Source organism: Pseudidiomarina tainanensis, from assembly GCF_900115255.1.
Lineage (GTDB): Bacteria > Pseudomonadota > Gammaproteobacteria > Enterobacterales > Alteromonadaceae > Pseudidiomarina > Pseudidiomarina tainanensis.
On the sequence record NZ_FOYU01000001.1, the window covers coordinates 636,544 to 661,014 of the forward strand.

Here is a 24,471-nt window from a genome sequence, read left to right on the forward strand (position 1 = left end):
TCCTCATAAAGCGTCAATAGAAATTTAGTTATTGTTCGCTGGAATATTATGCAGATACCGTGCCAACTTTTTAAAAATGCTCTAACCTATTTAAATATATTGATTTTTCCGTTTTGAGCAAAAAATAATTTGACGCAACCTGCTTATGAAATACACTAATAATTAGTCAAATTCACCAATAACGATAATAACAGCGTGGTGCTAACCATGAGCCGCTTCCGCGAAGCTGATAATTTAATCGGACAAGCCAACAGCTTTCTCGCCGTTCTTGAGCAAGTTTCTCAAATCGCTCCTTTAAACAAACCAGTACTCATTATTGGCGAACGCGGTACCGGTAAAGAACTCATAGCCGCGCGCTTGCACTTTCTTTCGAAGCGTTGGGAGCAAAACTACATTAAGCTTAATTGTGCTGCCCTGAGCGAGAGTCTGCTCGAAAGTGAACTGTTTGGTCATGAGGCGGGAGCTTTTACCGGCGCCCAGAAACGCCACGAGGGTCGATTTGAGCGCGCCGACGGCGGTAGCTTATTTCTTGACGAGTTAGCCAACACCTCGGCGTTGGTGCAGGAAAAAATCTTGCGCGTTATCGAGTACGGTGAATTTGAGCGCGTTGGCGGCACTAAAACAGTCCGCGTTGATACGCGCTTAATTGCAGCAACCAATGAGGATCTCCCAAGCTTGGCAGATTCGGGAAAGTTTCGAGCCGATTTACTTGATCGCTTAGCTTTTGATGTGATTACCTTACCTCCACTGCGTGAGCGTCGTGAAGATATTTTGGTACTCGCTGAACACTTTGCCATACAAATGGCGCGTGAACTTGACTACGAACTGTTTAGTGGCTTTACCGAACAAGCGCGCAAAACGTTGCTCGATTATCCATGGCCAGGCAATGTCCGTGAATTAAAAAACGTTGTCGAACGCTCTGTTTATCGAATCGGTAACGGTCATGTGCCAGTAAATGACATTGTTATTGATCCATTTCATAGCCCCTACCGCCCAGCTTCTGCGCCGCATCGTGATGCCACCCCGCAAACTGAAACTAAGGTTACAAAAGCCGAACCAGATACGCGAGTACCTGCACCTGTGGCAATCGCGAATAACGGCTCAGAAGCGGTTGGTGTCTGTGTTGATTTTGATAACGGCGGCATTGATTTCAAAGAAATTACCGCTGAGTTTGAAATCGAAGTTATTCAACGTGCACTGCAACATGCGCAATTTAACCAAAAGAAAACAGCAGACCTGCTGGGACTCACCTATCATCAATTGCGCGGCTACTTAAAAAAGTACGCGTTGCTTGAGGGACAAGGTTAATGCTTAAACAGCTCATGATAGCGTCAAGTACGTTAGTACTGGCCGCATGCGGCCCAGTGCAAACAGACAGTGAAGTTTATCAAGATGGCTTAGTCTATTGCTCAGAAGGTAATCCGGAAATCTTTAACCCTCAATTAGTGACTTCGGGTACCACCGTTGATGCGACTTCGGCGCAGCTTTATGATCGACTCTTAGATTATGATGCCAAGCAACAACAATTTGTGCCAGCGCTTGCACGCGGTTGGCAGGCATTTGAGCAAGGCCAACGCTATCGCTTTAACTTGCGTGAAAATGTCCAATTTCATACTACCGAGTGGTTCACGCCAACACGCACATTTAATGCTGACGATGTGCTGTTTAGTTTTCAACGTTGGCTCAATGAACAACACCCTTATCATCAAATAAATGGCGGGCGTTATCCGTTTTTTCGCTCGAGCGGCTTGATCAAACTCATTGAAAAAGTTGAAAAAGTTGACGATTACACCGTCGATTTTCATTTAACTCAATCGGATAGTTCTTTTTTAGCCAATTTAGCCACTGACTTCGCCGTTGTATTATCGCAGGAGTATGCCGAACAGCTACTTGAAACGGGGAAGCCTGAGCAAATTGACCGTCTGCCAATTGGCACAGGCCCTTTTGAATTTGAGCTATTTCGAAAAGATTTCGTGATTCGTTACAGCGCTCACGAAGGCTATTGGCGCGAACAGCCTGAAATCAAAACCTTAGTTTATGTCATTACGCCGAACGCTAATAAGCGTATGCTCAAGCTAGTGACCGGCGAATGCGATGTCATTCCTTATCCATTGGTCGATGAATTATCACAACTTGATCAAGGCGCAGAAATTCAAGTCGGAAGTTCAGTCAGTCCGAACGTATCATTCTGGGCGTTCAATACTCAGCATCCGCCCTTCGATAACGTGTTGGTACGGCGGGCTTTAGCTCTCGCTATTAATCGCCCAGCGATTATACAAACCATCTATAACGGTAATGCGCGTTTAGCGACTGGCATGTTGCCGGAAACCTCATGGGCATATAGCCCAGTGCAGCAAACCTATCCTTATAACCCCGGCAAAGCACGAGAATTGCTCGCTGAAGCCGGCTATCCAAATGGTTTTAGTATGGATATTTGGGCGATGCCGGTGCAGCGCGCGTACAACCCCAATGCGCAACGCATGGCTGAATTAATCCAGTCTGATTTGGCCCAAGTCGGTGTTCAGGCGAATATTGTCAGCTATGAATGGAATACATTTCGCCAACGGCTGGTTGCAGGACAACACGACAGCGTATTGATTGGCTGGGTCGCTGATAATGCAGACCCGGATAACTTTTTTAGACCAACCTTAAGTTGTGCCGCCGCTCGCTCGGGTAATAACCGCGCACAATGGTGCAATCCTTTGTTTGATCAGCTACTGATTGATGCCATCACTGAAAGTGACCTCGATCAACGCAAGCACCTTTACCAAGCGATTGAAGACTTCGTGATGCAGCAAGCACCTCTTGTGCCCATTGCTAACTCACTGCGTTTTCAAGCGCACCGCGGCGATATCGAGGGCGTTGAACTACCACCTTACGGCGGCATTAATTTTCGCTATGCGCGGAGGGTAAGTGATGCTCCGTTATAGCTTGCGCCGTATCGTATTATTATTGGTCACCTTATGGTTGCTATCGCTGTTAATATTTTCGCTGAACTACTGGTATCCAGGTGATACGCTTACCAACATGACGGGTATTGCCGACACGCATTCTCTGGCGTATCAAGAAGCCTACGCTGCGCGTGGTTTTAACGACGGCTTGATGACGCAATATGGCGAGTTTATTCGGCACTTATTGAGTAGCGATTGGGGTTTGTCGCTGGTCACTCAACAACCGGTGTTTGCAGAGATAAAGCCATTGTTAGGAGCGACCATAGAGCTTGGTTTGCTAGCAATGTTGCTAGCAATGGTATTAGGTATCCCGCTGGGCGTCTATGCTGCAGCGCAACAACGCGGCCCTATCGATCGCATTATTATGGGGATTAGCTTAAGCGCGTATTCGATTCCAGTGTTTTGGCTGGCTCAGCTCTTCATTTTATTATTCGCAATCAAACTCGGTTGGAGCCCTATTTCGGGTCAAATTAATCCGCTTTATGCGATTGAAACGCAAACTGGTTCCATACTGATCGATATTTGGCTGAGTGACTCGCCATATAAATCAGCGGCATTCTACGATGCGCTCAATCACTTATGGGTACCCGTCATTGTATTGGCGATGATGCCATTAACGATGTTAATTCGTATTATGCGCAACGCTGTACTCGATACCCTGCAACAAAACTATATCAAGGCAGCGCGCGCGCGGGGCTTGAGTGATTCAACGATTATGCTTCGCCATACCCTGCCCAACGCTTTGCAGCCTGTTGTACGGCAACTCGGCCTACAATTTAGCGTACTGATGACTAATATCGTAATTACCGAAGTTATCTTTAATTGGCCAGGGCTTGGTAGTTGGTTGGTAAAAAGTATTTACGAGCGAGACTTCCCGGTTATTCAGGCTGGCTTGTTAATCCTAGCCTCGTTAATTCTTCTCGTGAATGTTTTTGTCGATTTATTACATGCCTGGCGTTATCCGCAAGTGAGGAAAGAGATCGATGCCGAATAATCGCAGCATCTATTATCAATATCGCGAACCCTCGCCATTGCGGGCGTTGTGGCTGCACATGAACACCAATCCATTTGCCGTCGCAGCATTCTATATTTTTAGTTTTTTGCTGTTGATTATGGTGTTATCACCACTTATTGCGCCATACAGCCCAGATGCTCAGTTTAGTGATGCGATTTCTCAACCACCGGCTTGGCATGATGACGGGCAAATTCGATTTCTATTTGGTACCGACGACTTAGGTCGAGATTTGCTTTCGCGGGTAATTAGCGGCGCAGTCTATAGTCTTGGATACCCGCTTATTGCAACCGCTACAGCTGCAATCATCGGCATTGCTATTGGCGCCTGGGCTGGTATGAGCCGAGGAGTACAATCCTCTACTCTCAACCACTTGCTCGATGTGGTATTGTCGATTCCTTCATTATTATTAGCCCTGATCATCATTGCGATTCTTGGGCCAGCTTTACATACCGTGATGATTGCCATCACTTTGGTGTTGATTCCGCAATTTATTCATAGCGTCCATAACGCCTTTTATGAGGAACGTGGTAAAGAATATGTCATCGCATCCAAACTCAATGGGTGCTCGCGTTGGTATATCCTTACACGGGTTATTTTCCCGAATATTACCTCCGTTGTGGTTATGCAAGTCACTTTTGCATTATCAACTGCAATTCTCGATATAGCAGCACTTGGATTTCTCGGTCTCGGCGTTCAAGCTCCAGCCCCAGAATGGGGAACGATGCTTGCACGCAGTCTTGATCAGGTCTACCTGTTACCATGGACAATGGTGCTTCCTGGTGTAGCATTATTCTTAACCGTGCTTTCCATTAACGTACTCGGCGATAGTTTACGAGCAGCGATTCAAGAACGGATACGTGGCACATGAGCAATATTTTAGATATTCGCAATCTAACCATTGAACTCGAAACCAGTGCGGGCACCGTGAAAGTTCTGGATAAATTGAGTTTACAGCTTGCTGAGGGCGAAATTCATACACTGGTCGGTGAGTCAGGTTCCGGTAAGAGCTTGCTCGCCAAAGCAATTATGGGATTTATCAATCCGCGCTGGAAAATAACCGCCGACCGACTGTGGTGGCGACACTATGACTTATTGGCGCTCAATCCCGTTCAAAGACGCTTGGTTACTGGGCGTGATATGGCCATGATTTTTCAAAACCCAGGCAGTTACCTCGATCCCAACACAAAAATCGGCGAACAACTACGCGAAACAATTCCACAAAGCGAACTGAAGGGTGTTTACTTACGTCGCAAGGCAACGCGCACGGTTCGTGCCGAGCGCTTATTACATCGAGTTGGTATTAAAGATGCTGAAAAAGTAATGAACAGCTATCCACAACAACTTTCGGAAGGTATTGCGCAGAAAGTCAGTATTGCCATGGCAATTGCTCATAACCCCAAGTTATTAATTGCCGACGAACCGACTACTGCAATGGAGCCCAATACTCGTAATCAAATTTATCGGCTACTCGCCAAGCTAAGTGCTAGCCAAGGCATGAGTATTCTCATGATTACACAGGATTTAACGGCAATCATTCCAGAAACTCAGCGGATGAGTTTGGTTTATTGTGGTCAGTTGATGGAAACGGGGCCCACCGAAAAAATCATGAGTGAGCCCTTTCATCCCTATACCGATGCCATGTTGAAAATGAGCTTTTTCAATCAGGATGTCGCGCCGAAAACTCGTCTGCCAACGCTTACCGGAGCAATACCGACGTTGCAACATATGCCAATTGGTTGTCGTCTCGGGCCACGATGCCCCAATGCGCGACGTGCATGTATTCATTCACCGCGTTTGAGCAAGTTAAAACAACATCAATATGCATGTCACTTCCCACTAATTGAGGTGGAAACGCATGACTGATCTACTGGAAGTTCGCAACTTAAGTAAATATTACAGCTTCAAAAATGGTTGGTTGCGCCCGACTCGTGCTTGCGCACTGGAACCAATTAATTTTTCGGTCAAGCGTGGTGAAACGATTGCAATCATGGGTGAGACTGGCTCGGGTAAATCCACGTTAGCAAAACTCATTGCTGGCGCCGAAATTCCCAGTTCTGGTGAAATTTTCTTAAATGGTGAACGCCTCGATCCAACCAACTACCAACAACGCTGCCGTGAAATACGTATGATTTTTCAGGACAGTTTGGGGTCATTAAATCCGCAACTGACCATAGGCAAGCAGTTACTCGAACCATTGCGGTTCAATACCGCCTGGACGCCGGCGGAAAAGCAAGAACACGTTTACGTTACGCTGCAAAAGGTCGGCTTACTCCCTGACCATTTTGATTTTTATCCACATATGCTCTCAAGTGGGCAACAGCAGCGCGTGTGCATTGCCCGCGCAATTATCCTCGAACCGCAAATTATCGTGGCAGATGAAGCATTCGCCTCATTGGACCCATCAATTAGAGCTCAAATTATTAACCTAATACTCGATCTTCAAGAAGATATGGGTATTTCATTCATTTTCGCGTCACATTCGCCGGAGATCGTGCGTCACCTAGCTGACAAGATCTTAATAATGCATCGTGGTAAAATGATTGAGTTTGATTCGACACAGGCGCTACTAACAAATCCGAAAGAGCAATTAACGAAAATATTGCTGCAGTCGGAACAATTGAATAAAGCGCTTAAACACACAACAACACAGGAGTAAGGCTTTGGAAACAGGTACGCTCGTTTCATTAGCACTCTATTTTATTGTCATGTTAGGCATTGGTTTATATGCCTATAAAAAATCAACCGATGATGTTTCCGGCTACATGCTTGGCGGAAGAGCTTTAGGCCCCGGTGTCACCGCACTTTCGGCGGGTGCATCGGACATGAGTGGCTGGATGCTCATGGGTCTTCCCGGTGCAATTTATGTTTCCGGTGTTTCACAATTATGGATAGCCGTTGGTTTGTTAATCGGCGCCTATTTAAACTATTTGATTGTAGCGCCGCGGTTACGTACTTACACCGAAGTTGCCAACGATTCGATTACGATTCCGGATTACTTCGCGAATCGGTTTGATGATAAAACGCGAGTGTTACGCGTGTTCTCGTCAGTCGTTATCATCATTTTCTTTACGCTTTATACCTCGGCCAGTTTGGTTGCGGGTGGTAAGCTATTCGCGAGCTCGGCATTCGGCCTTGATTACAGTTTAGGGCTTTGGGTCACTGCTGGTGTGGTTTGTGCCTATACCCTATTTGGCGGATTTCTCGCAGTATCCATGACCGATTTTGTACAAGGCTGCATCATGTTTGTCGCACTTGTGCTCGTGCCTATCGTCGCAATTTTCGATTTGGGCGGTATGACACAGGTAACAAGCACTGTGGAATCAATTAACCCAGACTTCCTTGAGTTCTTCCGAGATGCGTCGATTGCCGATCCAATGCTCAATCAGCTATCCTTTCTCGGTATTATTTCTTTGTTGGCGTGGGGTCTAGGTTACTTTGGTCAGCCACATATTATTGTGCGCTTTATGGCCATTCGTTCAGTTAAAGACATTCCAACGGCTCGCCGCATTGGTATTAGCTGGATGCTCGTTTCAATTATCGGTGCCATGGTGACCGGTTTTGTTGGTATTGCGTACGTCGCAGAAACCAAAATGCAGCTGAAGGACGCGGAAACTATCTTTATTATTTTCTCGCAGTTTTTATTCCATCCGCTAATTTCAGGTTTCCTGTTAGCCGCTATTTTGGCCGCGATTATGAGCACCATTTCATCACAACTATTGGTGACATCAAGCTCGCTGACTGAGGACTTCTACAAGGCCTTTTTACGTCGCGACGCGAGCGACCGAGAGCTTGTTACTGTCGGTCGTATTTCGGTATTGGTCGTCTCGTTAGTAGCCATTGCACTTGCATGGGATCCAAACAACACCATTTTGGGCCTAGTAGCTAACGCTTGGGCAGGATTTGGTGCAGCCTTCGGACCAGTTATCATACTAAGTCTGTTCTGGAAGCGTATGAACCGCCACGGCGCACTTGCTGGAATGGTGTTAGGTGCCGCTACCGTGCTGTTCTGGATTTATGCGCCAGTATTAGCCGATGGTGCAGCATTAAGCAGTGTCGTTTATGAAATTATTCCAGGCTTCATTGTTTGTAGCTTGGCGGTCGTGATTGTTAGCTTGTTAACAGCTGAACCAACCAGCGACTTACAAGAAACTTTCGATGACATGGAAAAAGTTATTCACTCATAAGTATGAGAGCGATATTAGCTATTAGATATTGGATATTAGCTAAAGCCCCAAAACAAAAGGCGCCGAAAGGCGCCTTTTCTCTGTCTAATATCCAATATCTAATAGCTAATATCGTATTTGCCTTTTACACGCCGCGACGTTCAGCAAAGAGTTGCAACTCAGACAAAATGAAATCTTTCATTCGCATCGTCGTTTCATAACCAACATCAATGGCTTCATTGCCGCGCTCAAATTCCATAAGACTAATATGACCAAGCTTCGGCTGAATTAAGATATCTGGTGGATCACCGGCTAAGCGCGCTTTCGTAATACGTTCCTGCATAATGTCGATCGAGCCGGCCATCACACCCAACATGCCGGGCGCTTTGTATGATTGACCATTGAACTTATCTTTCATCGAATCCCAATACTGCTGACTCGTCGAAAGAAAGCTTTTAAAAAATCCTTGCTCAGCCTCATCACTCGGATGCGCTGTTTCGTCCGATGCTTCTGTCGTCGTTGGCGTATTATGACCATGCACGTCAGCTTGCGGTTCTCTTTGTTGATTATCCAGTTGCTCATGCCCAGGGGCGACGTACTTATTACGTGCTTCAATAGCCGTTGTAGTGAGCTGGGAATTTAAATTAACAGCAATAACAAAGTCAGAACCAAGGGCTCGACATAATGACACTGGTACTGGGTTGACGAGTCCGCCATCGACTAGCCAACGACCTTTTACACCCGTAGGCGCTAATAAACCTGGCATCGAACAGGACGCACGAGATGCATCGTAAACATCGCCTTTACGGAGCCAAATTTCACGGCCAGTAAATAAATCTGTCGCCACAGCGCCATAAGTGATTGGCATGTCTTCAATATTAATGGCGCCGAATAATTCTCTGGCATGACTAAAAACTTTTTCGCCTTGAATTATACCACCATGACTGAAGCCAAAATCTAATAAATTAAAGACTTGCCAACGCCCCATATCGCGAACCCATTCCTCAAGTTCAGTTAGGCGCCCAGAAGCAAAACCGGCCCCCACAAGGGAGCCGATTGATGTGCCTGCGACCATGTTAATTTCAATGCCCATATCTTGTAGGGCTTTGATCACACCAATGTGTGACCAACCGCGGGCTGCGCCCGAACCAAGCGCCAAAGCGACTTGAACATACTGACTCATGGTAACATTGTCCTGAAAAGAGAATTAGATGAGATCGTCGTCCATCATAACATCATCTTTCTCATCAGCAACTTCCGCCGCTGCCGACTTACTACCTTTTACCGGCTTCGCTAATAACTGCTCACGGATCTGTTGTTCAATATCAGCCGCAACAGCTGGATTTTCTATCATAAACTTCATGGCATTCGCTTTACCTTGGCCAATCTTGTCACCTTTGTAGCTATACCATGCGCCAGCTTTGTCGATGATCTTCTGCTTCACGCCAAGATCAATCAACTCGCCCTCTTTTGAAATTCCAGCGCCATACATAATTTGGAATTCAGCTTGTTTGAATGGCGGTGCAACTTTGTTCTTCACAACTTTCACGCGCGTCTCGTTACCAACGACTTCGTCGCCTTCTTTAACTGCACCAGTACGACGAATATCCAAACGCACTGACGAGTAGAATTTAAGCGCGTTACCACCAGTGGTAGTTTCTGGATTACCAAACATCACACCAATCTTCATACGAATTTGGTTAATGAAAATACACATGCTGTTTGATTTTTTAATGTTTGCAGTCAATTTACGCAATGCTTGCGACATCAGGCGCGCCTGAAGGCCAACGTGACTATCACCCATTTCACCTTCAATTTCAGCTCGAGGTGTTAATGCCGCAACAGAGTCGACAACAACAACATCAACGGCGCCTGAACGCACTAACATGTCACAAATCTCAAGCGCTTGTTCACCGGTGTCAGGCTGTGACACAAGCAATTCATCAACGTTAACACCTAGCTTTTCCGCATAGATTGGGTCAAGTGCATGCTCAGCATCAACGAACGCACAAGTTTTACCCTTCTTCTGCGCTTCAGCAATGACTTGTAAAGTTAGCGTAGTTTTACCGCTAGACTCAGGACCGTAAATCTCAACGACACGGCCAAATGGCAGACCGCCAATACCAAGGGCGATATCCAATGTTAATGAACCGGTTGAAACTGACTCGATGTCCATTGCTTGGTTATCACCTAAGCGCATGATGGAACCTTTACCGAATTGACGTTCAATTTGCCCTAATGCGGCGTCGAGTGCTTTTTGTTTATCGTTGCTCATGTTAATGTCCGTTCTGTTGGTCATGTTGTAACTAAGTGTACTGTAAATTTATACAGTATCAAGTAATTTTTTCAAAACTTCGTAAAGCCGCGTGAATTGTGGCCTTGCGAACTTGTGTTCGACTCCCTTCAAACACTTCGTGCCAAGTTATACAGTGGTTTTCCCAAGCTAAACCAAACCAAACTAAACCGACCGGTTTATCCGGCGTTCCGCCATCTGGCCCAGCAATACCGGTTACCGCAATAGCAACGTCCGCACCACTATTTGCTAATGCGCCAGTTGCCATAGCCGCCGCTGTTTCACTGGAAACCGCACCGTAGCGAGCCAAAGTAACAGTCGGCACATTAAGTAGTTCGTGTTTTAACGTATTGGTATAGGTGATAAAGCCACCAGCAAACCACGCTGAGCTTCCTGGAATCGAACTGATAGCATAACCGATTCCTCCACCAGTGCAGGACTCGGCAGTAACGATTTGCCACTGCCGTTGTTGCAACCACTTGCCTAAATCTACTGCTAAATCGTGACGTGTTTGTGATACCATCTGACTATTCCTTTATACGCGGTATATCGACTCTATACGGATAATAACAGGCATGTCGAACGCACAAAATAACTCGCAAAAAATTTCAACTCATACCCCTATGATGCAGCAATATCTGCGTATTAAAGCAGAACATGCTGACACCTTGTTATTCTATCGTATGGGTGACTTTTACGAACTATTCTATGATGATGCCAAACGTGCAGCTGAATTGCTCGACATTTCGCTCACCGCACGAGGCAGTAGCAATGGTCAACCCATTCCCATGGCTGGAGTGCCCTATCACGCCGCCGAAAATTATTTGGCTCGTTTACTCGAACTCGGTGAGTCGGTCGCCATTTGCGAGCAAATTGGCGATCCGGCAACCAGTAAGGGCCCAGTAGAACGGCAAGTCGTGCGCATCCTAACGCCAGGTACACTCACCGATGAAGCGTTACTGCCCGCAGCGCAAGAAAATTTGTTGGTTGCCGTTAATCCAGGCGACAACTTCGGTATTGCCTGCTTGGATATGGCTAGTGGTCGTTTTAGTGTGCTTGAGGCCAACAGTCGTGAACAATTACGTGCCGAACTTGAACGTTTACAGCCGGCCGAAGTGTTGTATCCCGAAACATGGCAATTTAGCGAAAAAGAGTTGAATTGCAGTTGTTGTCGACGTCGTCCGGAATGGGAATTTGACCAAGCGAGTGCCAAACAACTGTTGTTACGACAGTTTCAAGTTGCCCATCTTGATGGTTTTGGTATTAATCACTTGCACAGCGCTATTGGTGCAGCTGGCGCTATCTTAAACTACGTCAAAACGACACAGCGTGCAGCGCTCCCGCATATTACCTCAATTATTGCCGAACGTTACGATGACGCCATTATGCTTGATGCGGCAACACGCCGAAATCTTGAGCTGGTGCGTTCGTTGAGTGGCCAGAAAACCGCACTGCTGAATGTCCTTGATAGCACCAGCACAGCGATGGGTAGCCGCTTGCTACAACGTTGGTTGCAACGGCCGTTACGCAATCAGCAACAATTAAATCAACGCTACAGCGCAGTGAGCGCCCTACAACAACTTGATTACAGTGAGTTGCACCAACAACTGCGTCACATTGGCGATATCGAACGCATTCTCACGCGCATTGGTTTGCGTAGCGCTCGCCCGCGCGATCTCGCACGATTGCGGCTCGCACTACAAACGCTTCCTTCAATTCAGCAGCTTACTGAACACTCGGATTTGGCGCCATGGCAAGAATCTATTGCGACCTTCCCAGAGCTTGCAGACTTGCTCGAACAAGCGATTGTTGAACAACCACCCATGTTGATTCGTGACGGCGGTGTTATTTGCGATGGCTTTGACGATGAGCTCGATGAGCAACGTCAGCTTGCTGCTGGCGCGACCGATTTTTTACAGCAAATTGAAACACGTGAACGGCAACGCACCGGCATCATGACGTTAAAAATCGGCTACAACAAAGTTCACGGTTACTATCTGGAAGCAAGCCGAGCGGCAAGCGCTCAGATCCCAGCCGACTATCAGCGCCGACAAACTTTAAAAAATGCTGAACGGTACATTATTCCTGAGTTAAAGACATACGAGGATAAGGTGCTACAAAGTCAGAGTCGTGCGCTGGCGCGTGAAAAATGGCTGTATGACAATTTAATTGAACAAATTGCTGAGCAACTCCCGGCGTTACAGCGCACAGCGACGGCTTTAGCTGAGTTGGACGTGCTCCGTAGCTTTGCTGAACAGGCGATTACTTATCAGTATCAGTGCCCTGAGTTAGTGAAGAACACTGTGATTGAGCTTTCTGAAGCACGGCATCCGGTCATTGAACGCTTGCAGCAAGAGCCGTTTATTGCCAACGACATGAGTTTGACACCGCAGCAACGCTTACTGCTGATTACCGGCCCCAACATGGGTGGTAAATCCACCTACATGCGCCAAGCAGCGCTGCTTGCGATTATGGCGCACTGCGGTAGCTTCGTGCCAGCGAGCAAAGCGATATTTGGTCCAATTGACCGCATTTTTACGCGTATCGGTGCTTCTGATGATCTTGCCTCGGGCCGTTCAACCTTTATGGTTGAAATGACGGAAGCGGCGAATATTTTGCATAATGCGACTGAACAGAGTCTGGTATTAATGGACGAAATTGGTCGCGGTACATCAACCTATGATGGCCTAGCCCTCGCCTGGGCCTGCGCTGAAGCGCTATTAGATAAAAACCGCGCACTCACGTTATTTGCCACCCACTATTTTGAGTTGACACAAACCATCGGCGAGCATCATGGTGCGCTAAATGTTCACGTTGAAGCTACGGAGCACGGCGACACTATAGCTTTTCAGCATAAAGTAAAAACTGGTGCTGCCAGCCGAAGCTTTGGTGTGCAAGTGGCACAACTTGCCGGGCTACCGAGCTCAGTATTGCAGCAAGCCAAGCAATACCTGCGTCAACTTGAGCATGACCATCATGGCATTGTCACGAAAGCAGATTCAAGTAAGGTAGCTGAACCGGTTCAAACGCCTTTATTTGAAGCGCAACCGAGTGCATTAGAACAAGCTTTAGCAGATTTAGATGTGAACCAACTGACACCGATAGAAGCGTTGACGTGGTTGGCACAATGGCAACAAAAAGTGCGCACCAACAAATAAGTTGGTGTCGCATTTTGTTCAATACAACGGATTAATCCCGGTGAAATAAAGAATCGAGGCTCAGCCCTTGCTGTCTGAGCATATCTCGTAAACGACGCAGAGCTTCAACTTGTATCTGGCGAACCCGCTCTCGAGTTAACCCAATTTCACGGCCAACATCCTCAAGTGTGGCTGGTTCGTAACCCAACAAGCCGAATCGACGCGCTAGAACTTCACGCTGTTTTTCATTGAGATTTTCTAGCCAAGTCATGATGTGATCACGCACGTCTTCTTCTTGCATGTCACCTTCCGGACCATAATCACTATCGTCCGTTAGCATGTCTACTAGAGCTTTGTCGTTATCGCTGCCACCCATTGGCGTGTCTACCGACGTAACACGCTCATTCAGCCTTAGCATCCGGCTCACGTCAGCAACAGAAACATCTAACTTTTCAGCGATATCTTCAGCGGTTGGTTCATGATCGAGGGTATGCGCGAGTTCGCGCGCGGCACGTAAATAGCTGTTTAACTCTTTGACCACATGAATCGGTAACCGAATCGTGCGCGTTTGATTCATTATGGCGCGTTCAATGGTTTGACGAATCCACCAAGTCGCATAAGTCGAGAAGCGAAATCCGCGCTCTGGATCGAATTTTTCAACGGCGCGAATTAGGCCAAGGTTACCCTCTTCCACTAAATCAAGTAACGCCAAGCCACGATTGGTATAACGACGAGCAATCTTCACGACAAGACGTAAATTACTCTCGATCATCCGTGCACGTGCTTTAGCATCGCCTTTACGAGCGAGTCGCGAAAAATGTACTTCTTCTTCGGCACTCAAAAGTGGTGAGTAACCAATTTCGCTCAAATACAGCTGAGTCGCGTCCATCTTCTTTTGATAATTGACGCGATTAGCGAGAATTTCTTCAAACGCCTCATCACTATCTTCGGACGCGGATTGCTCCATTGATAGCAGTTCTTGCTCATCAACTTCGTCTATGTCTTCCTGATCTCGACTCACTGTGTCCCCCGAGGCAAATAATGCCGTGGGTTAACCGATTTGCCACGAAACCGCACTTGAAAATGCAATTTCACACGCTCTGCATCGGTATCCCCCATGGCGGCGATTTCATCGCCTTTGTTAACCCATTGTTGTTCTTTCACTAACAGCTGCTGGTTATGGGCATAAGCAGTAATATAGTCATCGTTATGTTTCAAAATAATTAATTGACCATACCCTTTCAATGCATTCCCTGCATACACTACTTTTCCAGCTGCTGCGGCATAAATCGGATCACCGCGGCTTCCCGCAAGGTCAAGCCCTTTACTGCCTGTTTCAGCAGTAGAAAACTCTCGCAATACACGACCACCTGAAGGCCACTGCCATGCTATATCTTTACTTGCTGGTAGTGTTGGCTCGGCTTTTTGCGGTGGTAACGGTCGGCTTGCCACCGTCTGTTGCTTTACTGTTAACGGTTTGCTTTTATTTTGTTTAACCTGTTGGTCACGATACCCTTTCTTTGGCGCTGACGCAACGGTTTGTGTTGTTCGAGATGGTCTGGTCGGCGTTGTTCGAGAAGTCTTTGCTACGAGCCGTAATTCTTGCCCAGGGACAATCGTGTAGGGAGCAGAAATGTCATTCCACTGCGCGAGTGTTCGCACATCTTCGTTCGCGCGAAAGGCGATTGAATAAAGCGTATCCCCTGGTTCGACCGTGTAGGTCTTGGCAGACAAGCTAGCCGGTTCGAAGTCGTGGATTGATTTACCTTTGTACAACTTCGTTACTGGTGCTGGCGCGGTGCGCTGGGCACAACCCGATAGCACTAATAATAGCGCGAAGGCCAATACACTAAGCTGTTTAACGCGTCCACACATAGGCAATGATGGCCACAATCACCATCCCCCAACCAATTCGATCAACATAAGTTCGCAAGTGCACAGCCATTTTCGGACCGCCAGTTTTTAACAACCATGCGACAAGGAAAAACCGTAACCCGCGACTAATCACTGACCCCATCACAAAGGGGATAAACGCGACACTAAGCATGCCTCCAGTAACCGTGAATAATTTATACGGCAACGGTGAGAAGCCAGCAATGAAAATAATCCAAAACCCATAGGCGTGAAACCACGCCGTGACGCGTGCTAATTTATCCTCATAGCCAGCCCACTCCACCAGTGGCAATACCACCGGGTCAAATAAGAAATAACCCAGCCAATAGCCGGCGATACCGCCGAGCACGGATGCAATGGTCGTAATCCAAGCAAATTGCCAAGCCCGTTGCGGTTGTGTCATCGCCATTGGGGCTAACATAACATCGGGTGGAATTGGGAAAATAACCGATTCTGAGAAACTCAAGCCGGCGAGAATAGTTGGCGCACGACGATGCTGCGACCAACTTAATACTTTGTCATAGAGCCAACCAAAGATTTTCATATGGTCGCTCCAGGTACGAGCGGTACAAATTTCACTTCACCCAATTCCTTTTGCTCAAATTCGTCGCCAAAACGGCGCACCACAATTAAACGTTGTATTGTGGTACCGACAGGAATCACCATAACCCCCCCATCAGTCAATTGCTGTAATAATTCCATTGGCATCGAGCTTGCCGCTGCTGTCACGATAATACCATCAAAAGGCGCTTTACTTGCCCAGCCCTGCCAACCATCGCCATGGCGCATGGATACATTGTGTAAATCAAGCTTCTTCAAACGACGTTTGGCTTGATATTGCAATTCAGCAATACGCTCAACTGAATACACGTGATTGACCAACTGTGCCAAAATTGCCGTCTGATAACCACTACCTGTACCAATTTCTAACACTTTTTGGCAATGATGCTGCATTAACAACTGAGTCATTGATGCAACCATCAACGGTTGAGAAATGGTTTGCCCTTGCCCAATCGGCAAAGCAGTATTCTCGTATGCTTTATGCGCTAATGATTCAGGCATAAATAAATGCCGCGGTGTCGATTGAATCACATCGAGTACTGCCGCATTGGTAATCCCTTCAGCACGTAATTTGTCAGCGAGCTTACGCGCCATACCTTGAAAATTCTGAATCATGTTGTCGTTTTCGTTAACCAGTTAGAAAGCGTGTCTTGGTGACTTCGTGCGGTCATATCTAAGCTCAGTGGCGTGATTGAAACATAACCTTCACGCACCGCATGAAAGTCAGTGCCTTCTGCATCATCTTGATGACCGCCAATCGGGCCATACCAAAAAATGTCACGGCCGAACGGATCTTTGCTCTGGACCATGGTTTCTGCGCGGTGGCGACGCCCCAGACGGGTAACCTTATAGCCTTTCAGCTCTTCAAACGGTACCGCTGGTACATTAATGTTTAAAATCGTATCTAAGCGCAACGGTTGATCAGCCATACGGTTCACGATATTAGCAACGACCAAAGCGGCAGTATCATAAAACTCATCGCTACGCGAACCCATCGAGACGGCAATAGCAGGTAATCCCATGAAACGCCCTTCCATCGCTGCAGCAACAGTACCGGAATACAGAACGTCATCGCCCATATTCGGGCCATCGTTAATTCCGGATACAACCAAATCAACATCATCAGCAAGTGGCGAATTAGTACCGAGATGAACGCAATCGGTTGGCGTACCGTTAAGCGAATAAAAGCCATTCGGTAAGCGTTGCATTCGTAGCGGATTGTGTAGCGTTAATGAATTACTCGCACCACTACAATTTCTGTCTGGTGCAATAACGCGCACTTGGGCAATATCTTTTAAGCGCATATAGAGTGCTTCGATGCCCGGAGCATGAACACCATCGTCGTTACTAACTAACAACTTCATCATGGGTTTAATTACCTTGTATTGATTCACTATTTAGGTCGTTACTCAAATCATTATTTAATTCAAGGACGAGCTCACGTAGCACGCTGGTCGCAAAAGCGCCACGCGGTAACGTGAATTCGAGCTCGGCGCAATCCTCTGCTAACCAGCGCAACTGCGGCGTTTGGAGTTTCAGTAATAGAGGGCGCCGTGCATGATCAAGACGTTGCTTGACTAAGCCACTAATCAAGTCCTGATGCTGCTGGCAAATCGCCTGCTCAAATTCTGCAATGGCACCGGAACTCGCCCATTTGTCGCTTCCTGGCAACGGTGCTGTCAACATAATATCACCCTGCGAGTAGCGCTCAAGCAAACTTGCATCGACCGCTTCTACCACGAAAAACGATTGGCTACCACGGAGCATAACGGCATCGCCAACTTCTGGTGTTAACCGCTGCTGAGTAATCCGTTCACTCACCACTTGGTTAAACAAAAACGACCGGGCGGCAGATAAGTACAGCCCCATTTGATTGCGGTTGAGTCGGCGTTTCAGCTGGCCGCCAAACCAACGCTTGGCTTGCTCGATATTTTGACCGTTGTGCCCAAACCGTTGCGCACCGAAATAGTTCGGTACGCCAGTTTCTATAATCTGTTGCCAGCGCTTTTCAAATGCTGCCGCGTCATCGATTTGTCTGATTTTTAATACGAAATGATTGGCGCGGTGCGTCCCTATTTTCAGCTTTTTGGGTTGCAGCGCCGCTTGCAGAACCTCAAATTCAGGATGTTCAAGGGTGTTCCACGGCAAGAGTGCCTGACCAGGCAACTGCACTGAGAACCATTGAAAAGTTATTGCATGACGATCTTTTAGGCCAGAAAAGCTAACATCGCGTTCTTTAACGCCAGCAAATTTGGCTATTTGCCCTGCCACAAACGCGGTATTCGCGCCAGTTTTCTTGACCCATAGCCACTGATGTTCGCCAACTTGTTGACTGGCCTCGGTAACCGGCAACTCTAACAGTTCGGTAACCTGAAAATCCTCAGCTGAGGCTTTAAATTGGCCGTGACACAACGGTATTCCATGGAGATACGCTTCAGTCACGGGCAACGCTCGGCATCACGAGTACGACAGCATGGCAGGCAATGCCTTCTTTGCGACCAACAAAGCCGAGTTTCTCGGTGGTGGTTGCCTTGACGTTAATATGACTTACTGGGGTAGCTAATAAGCTGGCAATACGCTCACGCATGGCTGGAATATGGGCTGCTAATTTAGGGGCTTGCGCAACCACCGTAACGTCAAGGTTACCTAATTCAAAACCTTGTTCTTGTACCAGTTTGTATACATGTTGGAGTAATTGACCACTGTCAGCGCCGGCATATCGCGCGTCGGTGTCGGGGAAATGTTGACCAATATCGCCTAAAGCAACAGCACCAAGCAGTGCATCAGCCACCGCATGCAAAATCACATCACCGTCGGAGTGCGCAAGCAAACCTTGTTCATACGGGACCTGAATCCCGCCGAGTGTTAACGGCCCTTCGCCACCAAATTTATGCACATCATAGCCGTGCCCGATTCGCATGCTTTCTCCTTTATCCTTTGTTTGCCGTTACTGTTTCATAAGAGCAATAAAGCTTGCAGCCAGCTGTTCATCGCCCGGCTGCGTAATTTTAATGTTCGTTTGCCGCCCCACCACTAACTTAGGATGCCCGCCAGTTAATTCAATTGCTGACGCTTCGTCGGTAATGGCTGCGTTGTCGACCCCAAGTTTGGTTAACGCATTGCTCAGCTGTACCGTGTTAAACACTTGCGGAGTTAATGCTCGCCAAAGCCTGTCGCGCGGAATACTTTGAGCGATATCCTGTGGCCCTGAGGCTTGCGCTTGTTTGATGGTATCGGCAATGGGGAGCGCTAAAATAGCGCCATCTTCATGCGTAACGCCCGCATCAATAACAGCTTTGAGCTCGTCGGATTGCAAACACGGACGCGCCGCATCGTGCACCAGTACCCAGGCAAAGCCATCCGTTTTTGCAGCACTGACGCCGGCATAGACTGAACTTGCTCGACTAGCGCCACCCACCACCAAACGCACCGGGCAGCGCTCAGTAAAGTTTAACGTTTTAATCCACGTATCATTTGCCGCAACCGCAATATAAATGGCTTCAACCCGCGGATCAGCGGCTACCGCAGCAACACTATGCTCAAGAACGGTTTTACCGGCAATGTGAAGATATTGTTTGGGTTCAGTCAAGCCCATGCGGCTGCCAATACCGGCAGCAGGAATCACCGCGGCAATCCGAATCTGGTTCTGCATCATGTCTATTAGTTGGTTGGTTGTTTTACAGGCACTATGCGAAAAAACGTTTCATGCCGCTTGATTAAACCAAGTTCGTTACGAGCGCGCTCTTCAAGTGCAACCTGCCCTTCACGTAAATCAGCGATATCTGCCGCGAGTACCTGGTTGCGCTGCATTAATCGTGTATTGGTTTCAGCTTGTCGCACCACGTCTGACTGCAAATGCCAATAATCTGGTAAGCTGTTTTTACCGAACCACAGCCGATATTGCAGCGCAATCAAAGCGACAATAAAGATGAGTTTCAATAATCGCATAGCTGTCCCCAATTGCTGTTGTTCGTTATTATAAATAATTGCAGCAGTACTGCTAGTATATCGACCTTTATCATAAAGCCCAACGATTAATCGAGAGCGTCTTTGTCTATGGATTACACACTGATCACGTTGATTATTTTTGTTGGCGCGTGTTTACAAGGTATTACTGGCTTCGGTTCAGGCTTAATTGCCGTCCCTCTATTGACCTTACTGTTGCCCTTAAGCGTGATCACACCAACCTTATCAATTGTTAATTTTGCCATGGCAACCTACCTTGCTTGGATGCTTCGTCATGCGGTACGCATTCAGCAATGGCGTTGGTTGCTAGCCACTGGCATTATCGGTACTTTAGTTGGTAACTGGCTGCTTAACCATATTCGTCTTGATTGGTTGCAAATGGGCATGGCTGTACTAGTAATTAGTGTTGCGGCATTATTTTGGTTTGGGGTGCAATTCAAGCACCGGAGCACCCCAACTCTACAAAGCTTTAGTGGGTTATTAGCTGGTTTTAGTAATGGCGCATTAACCTTAGGCGGTCCACCCGTCGTTTTATTTCTCACCGGCAATGGGCTCGATCGTATTGCCTTTCGTGCCACCCTCACCGTGTTTTTCTGGGCTCTGGCACTCACAAATATTGTGTCGTTTGGCGTTCAGCGTCGCTATGAAGCAGATCACTTCCCAATTGTTATTTGCCTGCTCATCGGCGCTATCGGTGGTGCTTGGCTGGGGCATCGCATTAGTGACAAGTTATCAGAACAGCTGTTTCGTAAAATCAGTCTGCTTCTCGTGATAATTGCCGGCTTGATTGCTTTTGTGGGCGCTTGGAACGCTTAAAATTCAACAGTGGTTGCCAATAACACTTCACGTAGCGACAACGTGCGCGGGTCAATACGGCCTTTGTGATTCCACTGGTGACCGCAAAAGGCTGGAGCCAAATTTGAGTTATCTGGGCGAACGAGATGCAGCAACTCTCCGTCTGGCTCTAAACATTCCCCTTGGAAAGAAAACCAACCGTGCATATTACAGTGCACGCGCTGTTGCTCGTGGTCAATACGATCAATGGAGTCGAGACGAACTTGTTGCAGTGGCAATCGCAAATCAACAATCGGAACAGTGTCGCCTAAACGTGCCGAATGTCTTAGCCAACGCTGCAGTTTGCTTGGTTGAGTTGCACTAATACTCAGCTGACGTTTTTGCGGAGCTTGCCAACTCGCATTCTGCACATCAAGTGTGTACGGTGCATCGCTTTCTAACATGCCTTGAGCGGCGTTTTTGACATGATACGGCAGACTTTGTAAGCGCCGTTGTAGCAGTGATATTGAAGCTTGCGGCTGTTGCGCGAGTTGTTTCAATTCGCGCTCATACAGCGCCATGCACAGCTCTGCAAAAACAGCAGAGCTCACACCTACCGCGTTGGTAGATGTGAGCTGCTGAAAAATATCACTTTGATGTGTCACAACTGTGACCAGCTCAGCTTAGCCGTGCTTCGCATTCACTTCAGCGCGACCACGATATGGCGCTTGGCCATTCAGCTCGGCTTCAATGCGTAGCAACTGGTTATACTTAGCAACACGATCTGAGCGGCATAACGAACCGGTCTTGATTTGACCCGCAGCGGTGCCTACTGCCAAATCTGCAATGGTTGCGTCTTCAGTCTCACCTGAACGATGTGAGATCACAGCTGTAAAGCCAGCCTCACGCGCCATGCGAATAGCAGCTAAAGTCTCTGACAAACTACCGATTTGATTAAACTTAATCAAAATCGAGTTACCAATGCCTTGCTCAATACCACGTTGCAAAATCTTCGTGTTGGTCACGAACAAATCGTCACCCACCAACTGCACACGATCACCAATACGGTCGGTTAATACTTTCCAACCATCCCAATCACTTTCGTCTAAGCCATCTTCAATCGAGATAATTGGATACTTCTGGCACAAGCTGTCGAGGTATTCAGCAAATCCAGCAGCGTCGAAAGATTTCCCTTCACCAGCCAGATTGTATTTGCCATCGCGATAGAACTCAGATGCCGCGCAATCTAGTGCCAAGGTGATATCATCACCCATGCGATATCCAGCTTTTTCAACCGCTTCAACGATAACTGCTAATGCTTCTTCGTTACTTGCCAAATTCGGCGCAAAACCACCTTCATCACCGACAGCAGTGCTTAAGCCGCGTGCTTGCAATACTTTTTTCAATGCATGGAATACTTCAGCACCCATGCGTAAGCCTTCTTTAAAGCTTGATGCGCCAACTGGCTGAATCATAAACTCTTGAATATCAACGTTATTATCTGCGTGCTCGCCGCCATTGAGAATATTCATCATAGGTAATGGCATGCTAAATTGACCAGCCGTACCGTTAATTTCAGCAATATGTGCATACAGTGGCATGCCTTTGCTATTAGCCGCTGCTTTTGCAGCCGCTAATGACACTGCCAAAATCGCGTTAGCACCCAACTTTTCTTTGTTCTCGGTGCCATCAAGATCAAGCATAATCTGGTCAACACGCTGTTGGTCGGTCGCATCAACACCAGTAAGCGCTGGCGCAATAGCATCATGAATATTTGCCACGGCCTTCTCAACGCCCTTACCCAAGTAACGTGATTTATCGCCATCACGCAATTCTAATGCTTCACGTGAACCAGTTGATGCACCGCTTGGCGCAGCCGCACGGCCCCAATGTCCGTTATCCAGATAGACATCAGCTTCAACGGTTGGGTTGCCGCGTGAGTCCATGATTTCACGAGCTACAATTTTATTGATTGCTGCCATGACAGTAGCCTACTCCTGTTAATACACGCGACGCTTAAGCGCGACGCTTTTTCTGATAAATACCTGCGGCTTCAATAAAGCCACGGAACAATGGATGTCCGTCACGTGGTGTTGAGGTGAATTCCGGGTGGAATTGTGCCGCCACAAACCAAGGATGCTCAGGGATCTCAATAATTTCAACAAGTCGATTATCATGCGACCAACCTGAAATTTTCAAGCCTGCCTGTTCCAACTGTTCAATATAATGGCCATTCACTTCGTAACGGTGACGATGACGCTCTTGAATAACGTCCTTACCGTAAAGGTTACGCGCCTTCGTGCCTTTGACCAAATTACATGGTTGCGCACCAAGGCGCATGGTACCACCGAGATCCGAACTTGAATCACGAAGTTCCTTTTGACCTTTTGCGTCCATCCACTCAGTAATCAAGCCAACAACCGGATGTTCAGCTTTCGCATCAAACTCTGTGCTATTTGCACCTTTAAGGTTGGCAACGTTACGGGCGTATTCGATTAACGCAATTTGCATTCCCAAACAGATACCTAGATACGGAATACCGTTCTCGCGAGCATACTGTGCAGCCATGATTTTGCCAAGAATACCACGCTCACCGAAACCGCCCGGCACGATGATGGCATCAACGTCGGCTAGTTTTGCAACGCCTTTGGTTTCCACATCTTGTGCATCAATATAGCGAATATTAACGGTTAAGCGATTCTTCAAACCAGCGTGAGCTAAGGCTTCATTTACCGACTTATAGGCATCAGGTAATTCAATGTATTTACCGACAAAACCAATAGTCACTTCACCACTTGGATTAGATTCTTGATAGAGAACTTGTTCCCATTCTGACAAATCGGCCTCTGGGCAATCCATACGGAACCGATGCACAACTAACTCATCGAGCCCTTGCGACTTCAAAATCGCTGGAATCTTGTAGATACTATCAACGTCTTTTAAGCCAATAACGGCTTTTTCTTCAACGTTGGTGAACAACGCAATCTTAGCGCGTTCGTTCGCCGGTAACGCGCGGTCTGAGCGACACACTAAAATGTCCGGCTGAATACCAATCGAACGCAGTTCTTTAACCGAATGTTGCGTTGGTTTAGTTTTCACCTCGCCTGCAGCACCCAAAAATGGTACTAAGGTGAGATGCATAAACAATGTATGATCACGTCCAACTTCTGTGGCTAACTGACGGATCGCTTCTAAAAACGGTTGTGACTCAATGTCACCCACTGTGCCACCAATTTCTATAATCGCAACATCATAGCCAGCACCGCCGTCAATAATACGACGTTTAATTTCATTGGTGATGTGTGGAATAACCTGAATGGTCGCGCCAAGGAATTCACCGCGACGTTCGCGACGAATAATATCCTCGTATACACGGCCAGCAGTGAAGTTATTTTTCTTGGTCATACGGGTACGAATAAAACGCTCGTAGTGACCAAGGTCAAGATCGGTTTCAGCACCGTCTTCGGTGACGAATACTTCGCCATGCTGAATCGGGCTCATAGTGCCCGGATCGACGTTGATATAAGGATCAAGTTTTAGAATCGTGACCTTCAGGCCACGAGCTTCAAGAATTGCCGCCAAAGAAGCTGCAGCAATGCCTTTGCCCAGCGAAGATACAACACCGCCGGTGACGAAAATATAATTAGTTGTCATGCGAAACCTAAGTCGTCAGGTTAAAAAGGGATTTGCTTCAAGACGGGAAAACAGTATACCTGAA

At 47.3% G+C, this 24,471-nt stretch carries 24 protein-coding genes; 9 read left to right on the forward strand and 15 right to left on the reverse strand.

Annotation, left to right across the window (positions count from 1 at the left end; translation table 11 throughout):
* Nucleotides 1-207: 207 nt before the first annotated feature.
* The 7 genes from pspF to putP are packed head-to-tail and all read left to right on the forward strand — an operon-like array spanning nt 208 to nt 8,150.
* Nucleotides 208-1,308 (forward strand): phage shock protein operon transcriptional activator, encoded by a 1,101-nt coding sequence (pspF, locus tag BM292_RS03045; RefSeq protein ID WP_092855149.1) that lies wholly within the window; start codon nt 208-210, stop codon nt 1,306-1,308.
* Nucleotides 1,308-2,930: an ABC transporter substrate-binding protein gene (locus tag BM292_RS03050; protein ID WP_092855151.1), complete on the forward strand. Its 1,623-nt coding sequence runs from the start codon at nt 1,308-1,310 to the stop codon at nt 2,928-2,930. The genes pspF and BM292_RS03050 overlap by 1 nt, the downstream gene beginning before the upstream one ends.
* Nucleotides 2,917-3,945 carry an ABC transporter permease gene (locus tag BM292_RS03055; RefSeq protein ID WP_092855153.1) on the forward strand — a complete coding sequence of 343 codons (1,029 nt, stop codon included), beginning with the start codon at nt 2,917-2,919 and terminating at the stop codon, nt 3,943-3,945. The genes BM292_RS03050 and BM292_RS03055 overlap by 14 nt, the downstream gene beginning before the upstream one ends.
* Nucleotides 3,935-4,834: an ABC transporter permease subunit gene (locus BM292_RS03060; RefSeq protein ID WP_092855155.1), complete on the forward strand. Its 900-nt coding sequence runs from the start codon at nt 3,935-3,937 to the stop codon at nt 4,832-4,834. Before BM292_RS03055 ends, BM292_RS03060 begins: the two co-directional genes overlap by 11 nt.
* A complete protein-coding gene (locus tag BM292_RS03065; RefSeq protein ID WP_092855157.1) occupies nt 4,831-5,829 on the forward strand; it encodes an oligopeptide/dipeptide ABC transporter ATP-binding protein in 999 nt (332 codons plus the stop codon). Before BM292_RS03060 ends, BM292_RS03065 begins: the two co-directional genes overlap by 4 nt.
* Nucleotides 5,822-6,622 carry an ATP-binding cassette domain-containing protein gene (locus BM292_RS03070; protein ID WP_092855159.1) on the forward strand — a complete coding sequence of 267 codons (801 nt, stop codon included), beginning with the start codon at nt 5,822-5,824 and terminating at the stop codon, nt 6,620-6,622. The genes BM292_RS03065 and BM292_RS03070 overlap by 8 nt, the downstream gene beginning before the upstream one ends.
* A 4-nt stretch (nt 6,623-6,626) precedes the next feature.
* A complete protein-coding gene (gene putP / locus BM292_RS03075; protein WP_092855161.1) occupies nt 6,627-8,150 on the forward strand; it encodes a sodium/proline symporter PutP in 1,524 nt (507 codons plus the stop codon).
* 124 nt (nt 8,151-8,274) lie between these two features.
* Here putP and BM292_RS03080 read toward each other — a convergent pair whose 3' ends face one another.
* From BM292_RS03080 to BM292_RS03090, 3 genes are read right to left on the reverse strand one after another with little or no spacing between them, the layout of a single operon-like run.
* The gene (locus tag BM292_RS03080) at nt 8,275-9,312 is read right to left on the reverse strand and encodes a patatin-like phospholipase family protein (protein ID WP_092855163.1); all 1,038 of its coding nucleotides are present in this window, start codon (nt 9,310-9,312) and stop codon (nt 8,275-8,277) included.
* 24 nt (nt 9,313-9,336) lie between these two features.
* Complete coding sequence (recA, locus tag BM292_RS03085; protein ID WP_092855165.1) at nt 9,337-10,404, reverse strand: recombinase RecA; 1,068 nt, start codon at nt 10,402-10,404, stop codon at nt 9,337-9,339.
* Nucleotides 10,405-10,462: 58 nt separating this feature from the next.
* A complete protein-coding gene (locus BM292_RS03090) occupies nt 10,463-10,945 on the reverse strand; it encodes a CinA family protein (RefSeq protein WP_092855168.1) in 483 nt (160 codons plus the stop codon).
* Between the two features lie 52 nt (nt 10,946-10,997).
* Here BM292_RS03090 and mutS point away from each other — a divergent pair, with 52 nt between their 5' ends.
* Nucleotides 10,998-13,580: a DNA mismatch repair protein MutS gene (gene mutS / locus BM292_RS03095; protein ID WP_092855170.1), complete on the forward strand. Its 2,583-nt coding sequence runs from the start codon at nt 10,998-11,000 to the stop codon at nt 13,578-13,580.
* A 31-nt stretch (nt 13,581-13,611) separates the two neighbouring features.
* On the opposite strand, the gene rpoS is transcribed toward mutS, so the two are convergent.
* The 9 genes from rpoS to ftsB are packed head-to-tail and all read right to left on the reverse strand — an operon-like array spanning nt 13,612 to nt 19,961.
* Nucleotides 13,612-14,580, reverse strand: a complete 969-nt coding sequence (rpoS, locus tag BM292_RS03100) for an RNA polymerase sigma factor RpoS (RefSeq protein WP_092855172.1) — start codon at nt 14,578-14,580, stop codon at nt 13,612-13,614.
* Nucleotides 14,577-15,434 (reverse strand): peptidoglycan DD-metalloendopeptidase family protein, encoded by an 858-nt coding sequence (locus tag BM292_RS03105; RefSeq protein ID WP_092855174.1) that lies wholly within the window; start codon nt 15,432-15,434, stop codon nt 14,577-14,579. The genes rpoS and BM292_RS03105 overlap by 4 nt, the downstream gene beginning before the upstream one ends.
* Complete coding sequence (locus tag BM292_RS03110; RefSeq protein WP_092855176.1) at nt 15,418-15,996, reverse strand: YqaA family protein; 579 nt, start codon at nt 15,994-15,996, stop codon at nt 15,418-15,420. Before BM292_RS03110 ends, BM292_RS03105 begins: the two co-directional genes overlap by 17 nt.
* A complete protein-coding gene (locus BM292_RS03115; RefSeq protein WP_092855178.1) occupies nt 15,993-16,628 on the reverse strand; it encodes a protein-L-isoaspartate(D-aspartate) O-methyltransferase in 636 nt (211 codons plus the stop codon). Before BM292_RS03115 ends, BM292_RS03110 begins: the two co-directional genes overlap by 4 nt.
* Entirely contained in the window at nt 16,625-17,380 is a 756-nt protein-coding gene (gene surE, locus BM292_RS03120; protein WP_092855180.1) for a 5'/3'-nucleotidase SurE, read from the reverse strand. Before surE ends, BM292_RS03115 begins: the two co-directional genes overlap by 4 nt.
* Nucleotides 17,381-17,384: 4 nt before the next feature.
* A complete protein-coding gene (gene truD / locus BM292_RS03125; RefSeq protein ID WP_177203778.1) occupies nt 17,385-18,455 on the reverse strand; it encodes a tRNA pseudouridine(13) synthase TruD in 1,071 nt (356 codons plus the stop codon).
* Entirely contained in the window at nt 18,448-18,933 is a 486-nt protein-coding gene (gene ispF / locus BM292_RS03130; RefSeq protein ID WP_092855184.1) for a 2-C-methyl-D-erythritol 2,4-cyclodiphosphate synthase, read from the reverse strand. Before ispF ends, truD begins: the two co-directional genes overlap by 8 nt.
* A 27-nt stretch (nt 18,934-18,960) precedes the next feature.
* Nucleotides 18,961-19,668, reverse strand: a complete 708-nt coding sequence (gene ispD / locus BM292_RS03135) for a 2-C-methyl-D-erythritol 4-phosphate cytidylyltransferase (RefSeq protein ID WP_092855186.1) — start codon at nt 19,666-19,668, stop codon at nt 18,961-18,963.
* A 5-nt stretch (nt 19,669-19,673) separates the two neighbouring features.
* On the reverse strand, nt 19,674-19,961 hold the full coding sequence (ftsB, locus tag BM292_RS03140) for a cell division protein FtsB (protein WP_092855188.1): 288 nt from the start codon (nt 19,959-19,961) through the stop codon (nt 19,674-19,676).
* A 108-nt stretch (nt 19,962-20,069) separates the two neighbouring features.
* Here ftsB and BM292_RS03145 point away from each other — a divergent pair, with 108 nt between their 5' ends.
* Nucleotides 20,070-20,795 (forward strand): sulfite exporter TauE/SafE family protein, encoded by a 726-nt coding sequence (locus BM292_RS03145; protein ID WP_092855190.1) that lies wholly within the window; start codon nt 20,070-20,072, stop codon nt 20,793-20,795.
* Here the strand turns inward: BM292_RS03145 and BM292_RS03150 are convergent.
* Genes BM292_RS03150 through BM292_RS03160 form a run of 3 tightly spaced genes read right to left on the reverse strand, consistent with a single transcriptional unit; the run spans nt 20,792 to nt 24,407 of the window.
* The gene (locus BM292_RS03150; RefSeq protein WP_092855192.1) at nt 20,792-21,418 is read right to left on the reverse strand and encodes a hypothetical protein; all 627 of its coding nucleotides are present in this window, start codon (nt 21,416-21,418) and stop codon (nt 20,792-20,794) included. The two genes, BM292_RS03145 and BM292_RS03150, sit on opposite strands and share 4 nt — an antisense overlap.
* Before the next feature lie 18 nt (nt 21,419-21,436).
* Nucleotides 21,437-22,735, reverse strand: coding sequence for a phosphopyruvate hydratase (gene eno, locus BM292_RS03155; RefSeq protein ID WP_092855194.1), 1,299 nt, complete (start codon nt 22,733-22,735; stop codon nt 21,437-21,439).
* A 34-nt stretch (nt 22,736-22,769) separates the two neighbouring features.
* Nucleotides 22,770-24,407, reverse strand: a complete 1,638-nt coding sequence (locus BM292_RS03160; RefSeq protein WP_092855196.1) for a CTP synthase — start codon at nt 24,405-24,407, stop codon at nt 22,770-22,772.
* Between the last annotated feature and the right edge of the window lie 64 nt (nt 24,408-24,471).